Here is a 14950-nt window from a genome sequence, read left to right on the forward strand (position 1 = left end):
CGCGGTTACACAGCGCAAGCGCCATCAGGAGCCCATAGAATGCGATAGAACGTACGCATCCGAGTTGGGCCGCATTGTGCAGTGAGTGAGAGTGTGGATGCTCTGTCTATATAGACGGCAATATAGACGGTGCTTCACACATGGACTTGACGAATGATCTCACCGGGCATTTCAGCCGGATGGAGATTGTCGATAGCGGGCGTCGCCGGCGTTTCACGGATGAAGCGAAGCTGGCGATCGTGGCTGAGAGTTATAACGGCCCGCGACAGGTGACGGCCACGGCGCAGCGTCATGGGATCACGCGCTGGCAGTTGAATGCCTGGCGCAGGGCCGCGCGGGAAGGACGGCTTGTCCCCCGCTCGGCGAACGGATTTGTTCCAGCGATCGTTGTTGCCGAGCCTGATGTTGCGAATACGCCACCTGCGGCGACTGTCGCTGTGCCGCCTTCTGTCACCGCGCCCGGTCGCATGGAGGTGGTGAGTGCGAACGGCCGGCGTGTGATCGTCGGTCGGGATGTCGACGTGGACGTCCTGCTGCGGCTCATTTGTGGTCTGGAGACGTTGCGATGAACCCGTTTCCGATGGGAACGGGGGTCAAGGTGTGGCTGGCGACGGGACATACAGACATGCGGTGCGGCTTTCCTTCGCTGGCCCTTCGGGTGCAGGAGGTGTTGAAGCATGACCCTCTGGGCGGTCATCTGTTCTGCTTCAGGGGTCGACGACGTGATCTGGTAAAAATAATTTGGCATGACGGCCAAGGCGCCTGCCTGTTCACGAAAAAATTGGAGCGCGGGCGGTTTATCTGGCCCAATGTTGAAGGCGGCGCCGTCGCGATCTCGGCCGCACAGCTTTCTTATTTGCTGTCGGGAATTGACTGGCGGGCGCCGCAGGAAACCTGGCGTCCGACACGGGTTTGAGCGCCTTCGTCATTGAATTTGTTCAGGAAATATGCTCTAAAATTTGCATGTCATTGCCACCGCTTTCCCTTCCGGACGATCTTGCCAGCGCCCACGCCGCGCTGCTGGCGGAACGCGAGGCGCGGTTGCAGGCGGAGGCCGAAGCGACCAAAGCCAAGGCAGAGCTTTCCAGCATCGAGGCGCTCAACGCCCATCTGCAATTGCTGATCGCCAAGTTGGAACGCGACAAACACGGTCCGAGCCGGGAGCGCACCCAGCGGCTGATCGACCAGATGGAATTGGAGCTCGAAGAGCTGGTCGCCGACGCGACCGAGGACGAGCTTGCGTCCGAAGCGGCCTCTGCCAAAAGCCAGACCGTTCGGGCCTTCACTCGCAAGCGGCCGGTGCGCAAACCCTGGCCGGACAATATCGAGCGGGAACGTGTCGTCATCGAAGCTCCTGGCGCCTGCACCCATTGCGGTAGCGAACGGCTGTCGAAGCTGGGCGAGGATACTACCGAGACGCTGGAGGAGATCCCACGCCGCTTCAAGGTGGTCGAGACCGTCCGGGATAAGTTTACTTGCCGGGAGTGCGGCTGCATCAGCCAGGCGCCGGCGCCGTTCCATGCCACACCGCGCGGCTTTCTCGGCCCCAACCTTCTCGCCACTATAGTCTTCGACAAATTCTCCGAGCATCAGCCGCTCAACCGCCAGAGCCGGCGTTTCCGCAGCGAGGGAATTGATCTGTCCACCCAGACGCTTGCCGACCAGGTTGGCTACGTCAGCGCCGCCGTCAAGCCGCTCTTCGATCTCATCGAGACGCACGTGTTTGCGGCCGAGCGATTGCATGGCGACGACACCACTATCCCGATTCTCGCTAAAGGGCAGTGCATCACCGGCCGGATCTGAACCTACGTTTGCGACGATAGGCCCTTTGGGGGACAGTCGCCACCGGCCGCCGTCTTCTACGCCTCCAGCGACCGGCGTGGCGAACATCCACAAAAGCATCTGGCCGAGTTCAAAGGCATTCTGCAGGCTGACTGCTATAATGGCTTCAATCCGCTGTTCGATCGGACAAAGAAGCAAATACCGGTGACGCCGGCTTTCTGTTTTGCCCACGCGCGCCGGAAGTTCTTCGAGCTGGCCGACGTCTCTCGCAGTGCTCGCCGCGGTAAAGGCGCACGGCCTGTCTCGGCGACGGCTTTGGAGGCGGTTAAACGCATCGATGCGTTGTTTGCCATCGAGCGCGATATCAACGGCAGAAGCGCCGAGGAACGGCTTGCCGTGCGCCAGGAAAAGAGCAAGCCGCTGCTCATCGAGTTGGAGGCCTGGTTGCGCCAGGAACAGGAGGGCTTCTCACGCTCCTCACCGGTCATCGAACCGATCAACTACATGCTGTCGCGCTGGGTCGACTTTGCCAGATACGCCGATGACGGCAGGATTTGCATGACGAATAACGCGGCGGAAAGAGCCCTGCGCGGCGTGGCTTGCGGCAGAAAAAATTGGAGCTTCGCCGGTTCCGATCGCGGTGCGGACCGGGCCGCCATCATGCTGACCCTGATTACGACGGCTCGCCTCAACGACATCGATCCAAAGGCCTGGCTTGCCGACGTGCTGGCCCGCATCGCCGAGCTTCCCGTCTCCCGCCTGCATGAGCTCTTGCCTTGGGAGTGGAAGGCGATCAAGGCGATGGAAATCCCGGCTGCCGCGTAAACAGTTTCCGAAACAGCTCTTCCGACCGGCGCAGACCCTCGTCCGTCAGCACCAGTGACTTCGACTTGTTCACCGGATCGCCGATCAGGCCTTTCTGATACAAGCGATCAGTCGTCGCCCAGTCAAACCCCTTCCAGGCGCAACGCTCGTTGTGAAGCGTCAGCCATAGCAACGCCAACACCGCGTCGTCGATTTTGTCCTCGTCGATCTCCATTCCGCAAGCTTACCACGCGCGACCGCAAAGATCCCTGCGGCCTACCTCGGATGGATACGATAGAACGGTTGATGGGAGGTTGTTCATCGGAGGCCACGGCCGGCCTCGGTATCAAGACAGGTCAGGACTCATCCACCAAGGATATTGTCGCAAACTGGTTGCTGCAATTATGGAGCAGTGAATTCACATTTTACGCCTTGAGCATAATCGTCGACGGATCCAAGTCTTGTTGACCTCTTATTGGAATTCCGAAGCAAGCAGGCGCAACGAGCCCAAATCGGACGTCGCCCCAACGACGGAAACGGCTTCTGCATCGCTTTATCACTTTGATCCAGTCTGAATAGGAAAGGGAGAATGGCGTGAACGCACTTCAAGACAAGATTATTTTGGTCACAGGCGCTTCAGGTGGCATCGGACAGGAAGCCTCGTCTATGTTTGCGGCTGCCGGTGCCAAGGTTATGATGCTCGACCTCAACGAACAGGCGCTGACGGAAGCTGCGGCAACAATTTCTGCCGCGGGTGGCGTTGTCGAGCCGATTTCGATTAATATCACCGATGAACATCAAGTATCTCAAGTGATCGACGGCATTGTTGAGCGACACGGTCGTCTCGATGGTGCATTCAATAATGCCGGTATCGAGCAAAGCAACAAACCACTCCATGAACTTCCACGGGCGTCATGGGACAAGGTGATAGCAGTCGACTTAACAGGCGCATTCTTATGCATGAAACACGAGATTCGCGTCATGCTCAAGACAGGGGGCGGATCGATTGTAAATACAGCCTCGGGTCTTGGTGTCGTAGCCGCCGAAGCAGCGAGCGATTATATTGCCGCCAAACATGGCGTCATTGGTTTGACCAAGGCGGCGGCCATCGACTATGCAAAGCTGGGTATCCGGGTCAATGCTATTCTTCCGGGTATCGTTGAGACCCCGATGATCATGCGCCTCTCTGGTGAACCGGCGTTCACTTCCCAGTTCGAAGCAATGCGCGAGCGCCACCCCATGGGTCGCTTCGCACAGCCCGCGGAAATTGCCGCAGGTGTTTTGTGGCTTTTGTCTGACGCATCGAGTTTCGTGACCGGCGCATCGATGCCGATAGATGGCGGCTTTCTGGCTGTTTAATTTTACCAGTTTACCGCACTTTTCGCTGGCCAAGTCCGCTATCGTTCGTTGATATGCCATTTTCTCGCTGAAATCTGGCCGGCGAAAACCCCCAGCTTCGGAGGCGGCAAGAAAAGCTCTGATTACGAGTCCCGCGAGCCAACCCGCGGGCCTCCTAGTCCTACTTGGCTATCGGATAGCGTTCTCGAAGGTGCTTGCAGAAACCAGGTAGTGAGCGCGACGAACAGCCCACCTTTGCTTTTGTGATTGGGGCGGTGAGCTCAGCGACACGCTTTCGCTCCAGAACAATGTGTGCAATGCCCATTTGTGTGAGGTGCTCACTCATCGCGCTCCCCGCCTGCCCTGCGCCAACGACTACTGTATCGATTTTTTCAGCTGACATTTGTAGATTCCGTGGAGGAGGCCGAAGCATCGACACCCGGCACGGACGGGGTTAGGCGATGACGGCCAACTTCAGTGTTGAATGAAGACCTCGCCACGGTTCCGACGGACGTCAAGGTCGCTTGTCGGAGCCTTTCCCCGGTCGCCAGCACGTACGAGGAAATCACCGCCTTCCCGTGGCCATGTCCGACAGCATGGAAGATCCCGTATAGGGAAAGATCAGCGTTCTGCCATCGCAGCTATTCGCTCTGTGCATGGCACACCTGCGCAGATCTTTCTTTCGCCAAATCGTCACTGGTTTAAATCGATTCATATGAATTCGTACATTCTGCTCCCAACTGCAGATCATCGATCTTTTTAGTTCATCCGCGCCAGACGCATAACTTCCGGAACAGCTACATGATCGAACGAAAATCCCTGGATGAAACGCCGGCAGGTTTCGCGGCACAAGCAGTGCCTATCTCCCGCCGGGCGCTGCTGACCGGTACAGCCCTGCTACTGGCACTGTCTCAGGCGCCCTTCGCTTTCGCGACAACGCCTTCTGAAACGGAAGCAGCGTTCTACAGGATTTCGAGCGTGCTGACCGACAAGAGCAACCTGTCGGCCACGACCTCCCGGCGCATTCTGGAAGCACTTTCTTCGGACGATCCTGGCATTGCCGACAAGGTCCTGCGGCTTGCCGTGCTGGCGCAGGTAAACCACACGGGTGCTGCTCTGAAGGCCGCTGCCAGGGCCGAAGGGCTCGATGCGAACGTGATGAAAATCGTTACAGCCTGGTATACCGGCACGATCGACACAGCAAATGGGCCGGTCGTCATCGCCTACAAGGACGCGCTCATGTACGGGCCGGTCGCCGACGGACTGACGGTGCCGACCTATTGTAACAACGGTCCGATCTGGTGGAGCGGCCTGCCGCCAGAGATCACCCGGGCGCCCGTCAACATTCCGAAAGTGCTTTGATCATGAAGTCTCCGATATTTCACGATGGCGATGCAACAGCCGATGTCGTCGTCGTCGGCTCCGGCGTCGTCGGAGGCCTGATCGCCGACCAACTCGCGGGGAAAGGAAAGTCGGTGCTGATGCTCGACGCGGGCCTTCGCATTGAGCGCGGCCAGGCGGTCGAAAACTGGCGCAACATGCCTTTCGCCAACCGAGCCGGCTCCGATTTCCAAGGCCTCTATCCGCAATCGCCGATGGCACCAGCGCCGCTCTACTGGCCGGAGAACAATTACGTCGCCCTGTCTGGCCCGGATGGCAAGGGCTTCAAGCAGGGTTATCTCAAAACGGTCGGAGGCACCACTTGGCACTGGGCGGCCTCGAGCTGGCGGCATCTTCCGGTCGATCTGAAGATGCGCTCTACCTATGGCGTCGGTCGCGATTGGCCGATCTCCTATGACGAACTGGAACCCTATTACTGCCGCGCCGAGGAGGCGATGGGCGTGGCCGGTCCGAACGATCCGGCCCTGCAGTCGCCGGCGGAGCGCTCGCGTCCCTACCCGATGGACATGGTGCCCTGGAGCTATGGCGACAAGCGCTTTGCCGAAATCGTCAATCCACATGGCTATCGCTCGGTTCCGATCCCGCAGGCTCGCAGTACTAGGCCTTGGAACGGCCGACCGACCTGTTGCGGGAACAACAATTGCCAACCCATCTGTCCGATCGGCGCCATGTATAACGGGATCCATTCCGTCCAGTCGGCGGAAGCCAAAGGGGCCGTGGTGCTGGCGGAATCTGTTGTTTACCGGATCGACACCGATGAGAACAACCGCATCACCGCCGTCCATTGGTATGACAATGAGCACCGTTCGCATAAGGCGACCGCCGATGCCTTCGTGATTGCCTGCAATTCGATGGAATCGCCACGCCTGCTTCTGGCCGCCGCCAACGAGCGTAACCCTGCCGGCATCGCCAATTCCTCCGATCAGGTCGGCCGCAACATGATGGACCACTCGGGCTTCCACTGCTTTTTCCAATCATCGGAACCCCTGTGGATCGGCCGTGGACCGGCACAGTCGAGCTGTCTTGTTGGACCACGCGACGGCGCCTTTCGCTCGGACTATTCCGCCAACAAGATGATCCTCAACAACATTACGCAGGTGACGTCGGCGACGACTGCGGCACTGAAGCAGGGGCTTGTGGGCGCGGAACTGGACGCTGAGATCCGCAAGAGGACCATTCACGGTGTCGACCTGTCGATCAGCCTTGAACCGCTTCCCGATGCCAAAAACCGCGTGACGCTCAGCAAGACGCGCATGGACCCGCACGGCATCCCCTGCCCGGACGTTTACTACGATGTCGGCGAATACGTCCGCAAAGGCTACGACGCCGCCGTCGTGCAGCTCAAGGAAATCGCCGCGCTGTTTGATGCGACGGATATCCAGATCACCACTGCGCTTAATGCCAACAATCACATCATGGGCGGATGCATCATGGGACGCGACCCCACGGATTCAGTCGTCGACAGCTACTGTCGTGCGCACGATCATGCCAATCTCTGGGTCGCAGGCGGCTCCGCGATCCCGTCGGCCAGTGTCGTCAATTCCACGCTGACCATGGCCGCCCTCGGCATCAAGGCCGCGGACGATATTACCAAGAAACTTGGCGGTTGAGGGAGATCGGAGGATGAAAATCGCGCTTCCCCTCGTTCTTTTCGCCGCCGGGCTTGTCGCGCTCGGCCTCCCCGGCTTCGCTTACGCCCAATCGGATGACATCGACGCTCTGGTGAAGAAAGGACAAGCCATTGCGACGGCGGCGGACTGCATGGCATGCCATACAGTCCCGAAAACCGGCAAGCCCTATACCGGCGGTTATGGCATCGTCTCGCCACTTGGCACCATCTACTCTTCCAATATCACGCCTTCGTGGCAATATGGCATCGGCGATTATTCCGAAGCCGATTTCGAGCGGGCGGTGCGCAAGGGGATCCGCAAGGACGGTTCACATCTTTATCCAGCCATGCCCTACGATGCCTACGGGGCGATTACTGATACCGATCTCCACGCACTTTACGCTTATTTCATGCGCGGCGTTCAGCCCGTCGATGAAGCTCCGAAGGACTATACGGCCCTGCCCTTCCCCTTTAACATGCGTATCTCCATGGCGGGATGGAACCTGCTCTTTGCCAACCGCAAGCCATTTACGCCCGACCCCGCAAGGAGCGAGGAAATCAATCGGGGCGCATATCTTGTCGGTGCCCTCGGTCACTGTGCCTCATGCCATGCGTCGCGCAACATCCTTATGGGCCAGGGCGCTGGTGCGCCGCTCGCCGGCGGTGAGGTCGGCCCCTGGTATGCGCCCAACATCACCTCCGATCCGATCAGCGGGATCGGAGGCTGGACCGAGAATGAACTTGAGCAGTATTTCCGCACCGGCAAGGTTGAGGGCAAGGGCCAGGCGGCGGGCGGCATGGCGGAGGCCATCGACAACAGCCTGCAACATCTGCCTGATAGCGATCTGAAAGCGTTGGCCGCCTATCTGAAATCCACCACTCCGGTACGCGACCCGGCAGAGGCCAAGCCCCGCTATGCGTTCGGCAAGCCGACATCCGGTGAAGCGGAAATTCGCGGCTTTTTCCAACAGACCGCCCATGATAGCCTAAAGACCGGCGCCGAACTCTACAGTGGATTTTGCGCGAGCTGTCATCAGCCGGACGGCGCCGGAAGCGCCAATCAGGCCTATCCCTCGCTATTTCACAATACCGCGACAGGCGCGGCCAGTCCCGCCAATCTCATTGCCACCATTCTCTACGGAGTACAGCGGGATGTCGGCGATCATGCCATTCTGATGCCAGGCTTCTCGAAAGGATCATTCGTCGCGGAACTGACCGACGAGCAGATCGCGGATATCGCCAACTACGTCCTGACCACCTATGGCAACCCCGACACTAAGGTCACACCGCAGGATGTGGCCAGCGCCCGTAGGGGCGGTCCGATGCCGTTTCTAGCGCGCGTCCAGCCCTATGTCTTACCAGCGCTCGCTGTGGCCGGCGGAACTGTCGTCCTTGTTTTCGCAGTGATTATCGCCACCCGTCAGACGCGGCGAAAGTCACTGGCCTGATTTGAGCGTTTCACCGATACACGCGCTATGTTGCGGAAGTATACGACCGGCATAAGCCAAGTGCTGACGTCTTGGTTCTCGGACCCAGGAGCGTTGGCCAAAATGGATGACGAGCGCCGGCATGAAGTTCGCAAGGATGCGAAGAAATTCAGGCATGCCGCCGAATTTTTTACATCGCTCTTCGACGACAAGCGCGGCCGCGACGGCCCTAAGATTTTCTGCCTGCCATGGAGACACTGTAGGACCAATTGAGCGCGCTGAACGACGACCTTGCAACAGGCCGGAAGTATTAAAAAGCATGGGATGTCCAAACCAGCATAGTATTTCGTCGGCGGCGCTCCTGTGGTTTCAGTCGCACCAGTGGATCATTGAGGAGGCACAGCAGCAATCACGCCATCTATCGTATGGAACACAAGAACTGGGTCGCGAATTGGGCCTAGGACGCTGAAAGCCTGATCAACCTGATCGGCCTACCAGGTGAACCCCGATTAGACCGGGCCGATCGTCCGCAATACCGTTGACGGGAAGAAACAACTGGTCCATTCCCGCTGTGGGACGCCCTCCCCGTGCGTGGCACGCGAGAAGGCCGTCAAGGCGAAAGCGGGCAAGCATTTGACCTCGAAGAACTGATCCGCATGGAGGCCGACCGCTGCACGACCAATGTGCAAGCTCAATATTCCGCACTGTAAACGATGGTTCGGTTTCGAAAACAGATGCCTCGCCCCAGTCACCAGCTTCGCCGAGCCTGATCCGGCCAGCCAGGACGAATGCGGCAAGGTGCCCAATGCCTGGTTGGTCACGACCAGGAAACGTCGCTGATGTTCTTTGCCGGTCTCCATGTACTGCAATGGTAGAGTGTGCGAAAGGTCAAGGACGGCCTGACCACCGACGACCTCTATGGGTTTCCGACCACGGGTTCCAACGATCTCGTAAAGCCAGTCCATGAGAAAGCCATGCCGGTCCTGTTGTTGACGGAGGAAGATACCGACACGTGGATGCGGGTGCCATGGGGTGAAGCCAAGGATCTGGTCCGCCCGTTACACGATGACGCGCTGGCTATTTCGTCGCGCGAACCCTACGGCTACTCAATCGTGTTGAAATCCGGAGAGCCGATGGAACAGGGCAGCCTGCTTTAACGCCCTGAACTCAGAGCTTGATTATATCGGAAACGAAAAAGCCTGCCGCGGGAGGAGGTGCGGCAGGCCTTTCGAAGGAATTGAACAACGGCTGGGAGGAGGAGTGCCGTTGTTCCGTCAGGCGCCCCTTGGGAGGAGGAGGTCGCCTGAAACACGAAGCTTTGCGGGGGGGCGTGCATCGCTTCGACGACCTGAAGGTACCAGAGACTGCGCCGACCGCCAGCGCTCAGGTCGCAGCGCAGCTATGCGTATGGTGCAATGCAATATGAGCCTAATGGAGCCTCTGTCTGTTCCGCAGAGCTCCTCGCCAAGCTGGCGTCGCGTCCGCCACGATTTGGTGCGGTGCTGAGTGTCGCCGGCGGCGTCGTGGACTCGCTCGTTCTAGAGTCAAATCCAAAAAGCGCCCGCCGTTTTGCCCCAGACTTCAGATTGCTGAAGAATGTCGGCCCTATGGCCCAACGTTGCGCGGAGGCTCGGCGAAGGGCTGCCCCCACCTCTACCCAAGGAATTTCTATGAGCACCAGCACCATGCCACTCGCACAACCGAAGCGGGGCATCGACGCCGATACGGGTTTCGAGGCCGTCGATTTTTTGCGCATCCAAAATATCTGTGTTGATGGCGCGGGATGTTTTGGTTTTGTCCCGAAAGACCAAAACCCCAGAACTGTTGCGTAATCAGGCGGGTAAACTGAAAGGCTGTGGTTGACGTGAGCACTTCAAGACAAGGTTATTGCGGTCACCGGCGCTTCGGCATTGGACGGAAAGCGTCGTGCATGTTTGCAGCAGCCGGCGGTTTAGTCATGATGCTCGACCTCAACGAGGACGCGCTGAAGGAAGCGGCTGCGGAGATTTCCATCGAAGGCGGCACCGTCGAACCCATCTCGGTCAACATTACTGATGAAAATCAGGTTCACGAGTCATGAATGGCATTGTTGAACGACACGCCCGCTTGGATGGCGCCTTCAATAATGCCGGTATTGAACAAAGCAGCAAGCTCCTCCATGAACTTCCCCTATCGAGATGCCCCTGATCCTCTCGTCCGAGCTGATGATGTCACAGCCTGCCGACTTCAGCCCGGCAATTTGTATATTTTTGATCCGGTACGATTTCACATTGATCTCAACTTCGTGAAGCGATTCATCTTTTTCACGGTGAAATCGAACATAGCCGTGCCGGCTCAATACGTCAGTGGGCAGCACTATCGGTAATTTGACCGGGCTTTTTAAGAAGCAGGCTAGCGACGAGAGCCACAAGAAGTGCGACCCCCAGAAAATAAAAAGTATCACTGTATGCCATAATGTTGGCCTGCTTCCTCACGCTGGTGGCGATGGCGATGATCGCCTGGTGCTGTGCAACAGCCTGGTCAGTGACACCGTGATTTAGGAAGTAATTCGTCAATTGGGCGATCCGCGTGCGCGTCGCCTCGTCAAACATGGTTATTGAATCGGTCAGAATGTTCGAATGAAACTGCTCCCGTTTTTGCTGGAAGGTCTGCAGCATAGCGATGCCCACGGCCCCCCCGAGGTTGCGTATCATGTTGAAGAGGGACGAAGCTGAACCCGCGTTCTCCCTCTCTATTCCGGCGGTGGCGACCGCAGTCAGCGGAGTGAAACAGATAGCTTGCCCGATCGCCCGCACAATATTCGGCCAGAAGAGCTGATCTGTGGCGTAATCCGCCGTCATATAGACATTCATGAAATTGCTGGCGGCAAATAGGCCGAATCCTCCCACGATCAGGACACGGACGTCAACGCGCTTCATCAGTCGAGGAACAAGCGGGATCAACAGCAACTGCGGTATTCCGGTCCACGCGAGCACCGTCCCGATCTGCTCGGAATTATAGCCCTGGATGCGGGTAAGGTAGAGCGGCAGGATGAAGACCGAACCGTACAAGGCGACACCCATAAGGCAGTTGGCGACGATGCCGAACCCGAAGTTGCGACGGATCAGCAGACGGAGGTTCAGGAGCGGCTGCGCCGCCTTGAGTTCGATGATCAGGAACAGTGTCAGCGAGACGACGGCGATGATGGACAGGCGCACAATGAACGGCGATCCAAACCAGTCGTCCTTGTTGCCCTCTTCGAGCACAGTTTGCAGCGATGCCAATCCGATTGCCATCGTGATGATACCCGGCCAGTCACCCTTTGCTAGCAGCCTGAGGTTCATCGGCGCGCTGCCGAGTGACACCCACAGCATTCCGACCATGATCACGCCTGGAACTAGGTTGACGTAGAATATGTATTCCCAGCCGAAGTTCTCGGTGAGGTAGCCTCCGATCGTCGGGCCGATCGCCGGCGCGAAGGTGGCCGATAACGCAAAAAGGGCAAGCCCGACCGACTGCTTGGCTTTCGGTAGCATGGTGATGATGATGGTAAAGGCCATTGGTATCAGCACTCCGCCGGAGAACCCCTGAATAGCGCGCAGCACGATCATCTGTTGCAGGTTGACCGCAAAGGCACAGGCGATAGAAAACACCAGAAAGAGGATTGCGTTGGCGAGCAGATAGTTGCGCAGCGAGAAAACCCGAGCCAGCCAGCCGGTCAGGGGAATGACGACGATCTCGGCAATTAGATAGGACGTCGAAATCCAGCCGCCGTCGTCCGTCCCGGCACCGATCGCCCCCTGAATGTTGGCGAGCGAGGCGTTAACGATCTGAATATTCAGGACGGCCATGAAGGCACCCAGCGTCGAGCCTATAACCGCAATCCACATCTTGAGCGTGCCGGCACTGTCTTCACCTGTGCCACCCGATGCAATACTCGCGCTCGGCTTTGAAGCCGCAGATGCTGCCGCCGCGTTACCGTTTGCTGCTGAGTAACTGTTAGCCATGACGTTCTCCTTCGGCTCTTGAAAGAGCTTCTTCGCGAGCCTTCGCTGCGTTCTTGCAAAGAAATTAAGATTCAGTCAGCTTTGGCCTGCGCGGAGGCCCTCGTGTCGATGTCCGGTTCGACCGACATGCCGGAGCGCAACAGCCCCGCAAGGCTTGCATCATCGATCGTGATCTTCACGGGGATGCGCTGGACAATCTTGGTAAAATTGCCTGTCGCGTTGTCAGGTGGTAAGAGCGAAAATTCCAGACCGCTCGCCGGCGAAATGCTATCGACGTGACCCTTCATCGATATATCCGGGAAACTATCAACCTTGATATCGACCGACTGATGTGGCCGAACATAGGTGAGCTGGGTTTCCTTAAAGTTCGCGACCACATAGACGGTATTGAGTGGAACGACGGCCATGAGTTGTGTGCCAGATGCTACATACTGCCCGACACGTAGCGTCCGTGCGCCGATGGTACCGTCAACCGGCGCGATGATCTGCGTGTAGGAAAGGTTCAGCTCTGCCTGTTGAGTGGCGGCGGCACTATTATCACGCTGCGCCAACGCCTCGTTACGCTGTGTCTGCAGAACACCGATCTTCTTTTCTTCTGCGACGAGTGCTGCCTGGTCGCGCTGCACCTCGGCGGTGGCTTCGTCTCGGGTCGCCGCAGACTGTTGGGCGTGCTGCAAGTTGCCCGCCCCCGATTGGATCAGGTTCTGGTAGCGCTCGTTGTCAGCCTCGGCAAACTTTAGCGACGCCTGTGCGGAAACGATTGTCGCCTTAGCCTGTTCGATTGCGGACTGCTGTTCGACGAGTTGAGCGTCGATATTTGTAATGGAGGCTTCCGAACTTTTTAGGCCAGCCTTTGCCTGATCCAGAGCTGTCTTGTAGTCGCGGTCGTCGATTTGAGCAAGTATTTGCCCCGCCTTAACTTGCTCGTTGTCGCTAACCATAACAGCTGCAATATAGCCGGATACCTTCGGCGCGATCGTCGTATAATCGGCCTTCACATAAGCATCATCTGTAGATTCGATGAACCGTCCGACGGTCCAGTACTGATAGCCGAATTTCGCGCCAATCATCACGACGCCCAGTAAGACAACAGCTAATGCGCCACGCTTGATAATCTTGCGGTCGGCTTTATTCTGCCGTGCGCCATCAGGTGGTGTCGCGGCATCAGCTGCTGGGCCTGAAGGAGCTTGTGAGATTTCCGCCGTCTCGGGCGTTTTGACGGCATGTCTCCGAAGTAATTCGGCCATGTCATTCTCCTTCATGCTTGGCTTCACCGCGTGAAGCCCACAATTCCATTTAGAGCAGAATAAGCCATGGAATATTGGTTGATAATCTGCTTATATCGGGCAGCATCTTCAAGTCAGACTGGATAATGAGGCAAACAGATGGATAGACTGACGAGCGTTGCGGTGTTCGGTCACGTCGTAGAGTGCGGCGGGTTTTCGGCTGCAGCCCGGCGATTGAACATGTCGGCGACGATGGTGGGCAATCACGTCCAGTTTCTGGAAAAGCGACTTGATGTGCGACTGCTCAACCGCACGACGCGCAAGGTGAGCCTGACTGAATCAGGGAAGTACTATTACGAGAGATCGAGCCAGATTCTTGACGATCTCGATGAGGCGGACAGCGTCGTCGCGGCACTGACGACGACACCACGAGGAACTCTTCGGCTCTACGCCAACACCCACCTGACGCCCTTTCTAGCACCGGTGGTTTCAGAATACCTGGGGATCTACCCCTTAGTCACCATCGACCTGAGGACAGGTGAACGCGCCGTTGACATGGTGGAAGAGGGTTATGATCTGGTAATACGAACATTATCTCTCCATGACGATAACTTGATTACCCGGCGCCTGACACCTTGGCGGCATATCCTTGTCTGTTCTCCTGAATATCTGGAAAACCATCCGGTGCCTCGCGCGCCGGCCGACCTCGCAGGCCATAATTGCCTTCGCTACACGTACTACCCCTATGGTGACAACTGGCATTTCCTGGATCCGCATGGCGAGCGAGTCAGCGTCAAGATCGGCGGCAACGTCGTCACCACGAGCGGCGAGACACTTCGTCACATGGTCCTCAAAGGCCAAGGGATATGTCTGGCAGCAGGCTTCGTGGTGAGCGACGAACTGGAAGCGGGCAAGTTCGTGTGCCTTCTACCGCAATACAAACCGCTTGAATTCAGCATCAGTGCTGCGTATCCCAATCGAGCGCATCTTACGACAAAGACACGCCTGTTTATCGATCTGTTAGCCGAGCGCTTTGCAGTACACCGACAGACTATCTAAACCCAAATATCATGTGGACGTGTGTGCTTCATGCACGGAATTTGTCAGCCAAGTGATTTGTTAAGCGATCCGCAGGGTACGAACCGGCGCCGCCCTACAACAGCGCCCCCGCAGCTGTGCTGACCCATCCCTCGCTGAAATGCTGGTAACAGCAGCAGATCGTACATTGAATTTTTTATTCGTAGTTTCTTGCTGGAGCTTTCTTCTGCGCATTGCGAATAAATTCCAAGGTGCCGTCTTTGATCGCAAAGCGTGAACATAGATTGCCGAAACAACTAAAATCCAAAATGAAATATTCATCCATCATAGACCGCTGTT

At 57.5% G+C, this 14950-nt stretch carries 14 protein-coding genes and 3 pseudogenes; 12 read left to right on the forward strand and 5 right to left on the reverse strand.

Features of this window, described 5'->3' with window-relative positions:
* Positions 1 to 140 precede the first annotated feature (140 nt).
* The 3 genes and pseudogenes from tnpA (at position 141) to tnpC (ending at position 2607) form a co-directional block, all read left to right on the forward strand.
* Complete coding sequence (gene tnpA, locus HGP12_RS27690; protein ID WP_168879861.1) at positions 141 to 569, forward strand: IS66-like element accessory protein TnpA; 429 nt, start codon at positions 141 to 143, stop codon at positions 567 to 569.
* The gene (tnpB, locus tag HGP12_RS27695) at positions 566 to 916 is read left to right on the forward strand and encodes an IS66 family insertion sequence element accessory protein TnpB (protein WP_168879862.1); all 351 of its coding nucleotides are present in this window, start codon (positions 566 to 568) and stop codon (positions 914 to 916) included. The genes tnpA and tnpB overlap by 4 nt, the downstream gene beginning before the upstream one ends.
* Before the next feature lie 47 nt (positions 917 to 963).
* Positions 964 to 2607, forward strand: a pseudogene (gene tnpC, locus HGP12_RS27700) (IS66 family transposase).
* On the opposite strand, the gene HGP12_RS27705 reads toward tnpC, so the two are convergent.
* Positions 2576 to 2821 carry a DUF6429 family protein gene (locus HGP12_RS27705; RefSeq protein WP_164015682.1) on the reverse strand — a complete coding sequence of 82 codons (246 nt, stop codon included), beginning with the start codon at positions 2819 to 2821 and terminating at the stop codon, positions 2576 to 2578. The pseudogene tnpC and the gene HGP12_RS27705 overlap by 32 nt on opposite strands.
* Positions 2822 to 3180: 359 nt before the next feature.
* On the opposite strand from HGP12_RS27705, the gene HGP12_RS27710 reads away from it, so the two are divergent.
* On the forward strand, positions 3181 to 3945 hold the full coding sequence (locus HGP12_RS27710; RefSeq protein WP_168879863.1) for an SDR family NAD(P)-dependent oxidoreductase: 765 nt from the start codon (positions 3181 to 3183) through the stop codon (positions 3943 to 3945).
* Positions 3946 to 4204: 259 nt separating this feature from the next.
* On the opposite strand, the pseudogene HGP12_RS34290 reads toward HGP12_RS27710, so the two are convergent.
* Positions 4205 to 4327, reverse strand: a pseudogene (locus tag HGP12_RS34290) (FAD-dependent monooxygenase); the annotation flags it as partial.
* Complete coding sequence (locus HGP12_RS33865; RefSeq protein ID WP_205926682.1) at positions 4317 to 4565, reverse strand: hypothetical protein; 249 nt, start codon at positions 4563 to 4565, stop codon at positions 4317 to 4319. The gene HGP12_RS33865 and the pseudogene HGP12_RS34290, both read right to left, overlap by 11 nt.
* 160 nt (positions 4566 to 4725) lie before the next feature.
* Between HGP12_RS33865 and HGP12_RS27720 the strand changes: the two genes are divergently transcribed.
* The 7 genes and pseudogenes from HGP12_RS27720 (at position 4726) to HGP12_RS27750 (ending at position 10441) form a co-directional block, all read left to right on the forward strand.
* On the forward strand, positions 4726 to 5286 hold the full coding sequence (locus HGP12_RS27720; RefSeq protein WP_168879864.1) for a sugar dehydrogenase complex small subunit: 561 nt from the start codon (positions 4726 to 4728) through the stop codon (positions 5284 to 5286).
* A gap of 2 nt (positions 5287 to 5288) precedes the next feature.
* On the forward strand, positions 5289 to 6935 hold the full coding sequence (locus HGP12_RS27725) for a GMC family oxidoreductase (RefSeq protein WP_168879865.1): 1647 nt from the start codon (positions 5289 to 5291) through the stop codon (positions 6933 to 6935).
* Positions 6936 to 6948: 13 nt separating this feature from the next.
* Positions 6949 to 8382, forward strand: coding sequence for a cytochrome c (locus HGP12_RS27730; protein WP_168879866.1), 1434 nt, complete (start codon positions 6949 to 6951; stop codon positions 8380 to 8382).
* Between the two features lie 102 nt (positions 8383 to 8484).
* Positions 8485 to 8634 carry a CHAD domain-containing protein gene (locus HGP12_RS27735; protein ID WP_246703564.1) on the forward strand — a complete coding sequence of 50 codons (150 nt, stop codon included), beginning with the start codon at positions 8485 to 8487 and terminating at the stop codon, positions 8632 to 8634.
* Between the two features lie 200 nt (positions 8635 to 8834).
* Positions 8835 to 9518, forward strand: a pseudogene (locus tag HGP12_RS27740) (SOS response-associated peptidase family protein).
* Between the two features lie 513 nt (positions 9519 to 10031).
* Positions 10032 to 10193: a hypothetical protein gene (locus HGP12_RS27745; protein ID WP_168879766.1), complete on the forward strand. Its 162-nt coding sequence runs from the start codon at positions 10032 to 10034 to the stop codon at positions 10191 to 10193.
* Positions 10194 to 10291: 98 nt separating this feature from the next.
* Positions 10292 to 10441, forward strand: a complete 150-nt coding sequence (locus HGP12_RS27750; RefSeq protein ID WP_168879867.1) for a hypothetical protein — start codon at positions 10292 to 10294, stop codon at positions 10439 to 10441.
* 262 nt (positions 10442 to 10703) lie between these two features.
* Here the strand turns inward: HGP12_RS27750 and HGP12_RS27755 are convergent, their stop codons facing one another.
* Both HGP12_RS27755 and HGP12_RS27760 read right to left on the reverse strand, forming a co-directional pair.
* Positions 10704 to 12347: an MDR family MFS transporter gene (locus HGP12_RS27755; protein ID WP_168879868.1), complete on the reverse strand. Its 1644-nt coding sequence runs from the start codon at positions 12345 to 12347 to the stop codon at positions 10704 to 10706.
* A 71-nt stretch (positions 12348 to 12418) separates the two neighbouring features.
* On the reverse strand, positions 12419 to 13594 hold the full coding sequence (locus HGP12_RS27760) for an HlyD family secretion protein (RefSeq protein ID WP_168879869.1): 1176 nt from the start codon (positions 13592 to 13594) through the stop codon (positions 12419 to 12421).
* Between the two features lie 138 nt (positions 13595 to 13732).
* On the opposite strand from HGP12_RS27760, the gene HGP12_RS27765 reads away from it, so the two are divergent.
* The gene (locus HGP12_RS27765; protein ID WP_168879870.1) at positions 13733 to 14632 is read left to right on the forward strand and encodes a LysR family transcriptional regulator; all 900 of its coding nucleotides are present in this window, start codon (positions 13733 to 13735) and stop codon (positions 14630 to 14632) included.
* Positions 14633 to 14950 lie beyond the last annotated feature (318 nt).

It is taken from the genome of Rhizobium sp. P28RR-XV, from assembly GCF_012641385.1.
GTDB lineage: Bacteria > Pseudomonadota > Alphaproteobacteria > Rhizobiales > Rhizobiaceae > Rhizobium.

Coding starts and splice junctions, on each gene's coding strand:
- HGP12_RS27735 (WP_246703564.1), top strand. CDS start 8,485: ATGGATGACGAGCGCCGGCATGAAGTTCGCAAGGATGCGAAGAAATTC.
- HGP12_RS27745 (WP_168879766.1), top strand. CDS start 10,032: ATGAGCACCAGCACCATGCCACTCGCACAACCGAAGCGGGGCATCGAC.
- tnpA (WP_168879861.1), top strand. CDS start 141: ATGGACTTGACGAATGATCTCACCGGGCATTTCAGCCGGATGGAGATT.
- HGP12_RS27720 (WP_168879864.1), top strand. CDS start 4,726: ATGATCGAACGAAAATCCCTGGATGAAACGCCGGCAGGTTTCGCGGCA.
- HGP12_RS27750 (WP_168879867.1), top strand. CDS start 10,292: ATGTTTGCAGCAGCCGGCGGTTTAGTCATGATGCTCGACCTCAACGAG.
- tnpB (WP_168879862.1), top strand. CDS start 566: ATGAACCCGTTTCCGATGGGAACGGGGGTCAAGGTGTGGCTGGCGACG.
- HGP12_RS27725 (WP_168879865.1), top strand. CDS start 5,289: ATGAAGTCTCCGATATTTCACGATGGCGATGCAACAGCCGATGTCGTC.
- HGP12_RS27705 (WP_164015682.1), bottom strand. CDS start 2,821: ATGGAGATCGACGAGGACAAAATCGACGACGCGGTGTTGGCGTTGCTA.
- HGP12_RS27755 (WP_168879868.1), bottom strand. CDS start 12,347: ATGGCTAACAGTTACTCAGCAGCAAACGGTAACGCGGCGGCAGCATCT.
- HGP12_RS27760 (WP_168879869.1), bottom strand. CDS start 13,594: ATGGCCGAATTACTTCGGAGACATGCCGTCAAAACGCCCGAGACGGCG.
- HGP12_RS27730 (WP_168879866.1), top strand. CDS start 6,949: ATGAAAATCGCGCTTCCCCTCGTTCTTTTCGCCGCCGGGCTTGTCGCG.
- HGP12_RS27765 (WP_168879870.1), top strand. CDS start 13,733: ATGGATAGACTGACGAGCGTTGCGGTGTTCGGTCACGTCGTAGAGTGC.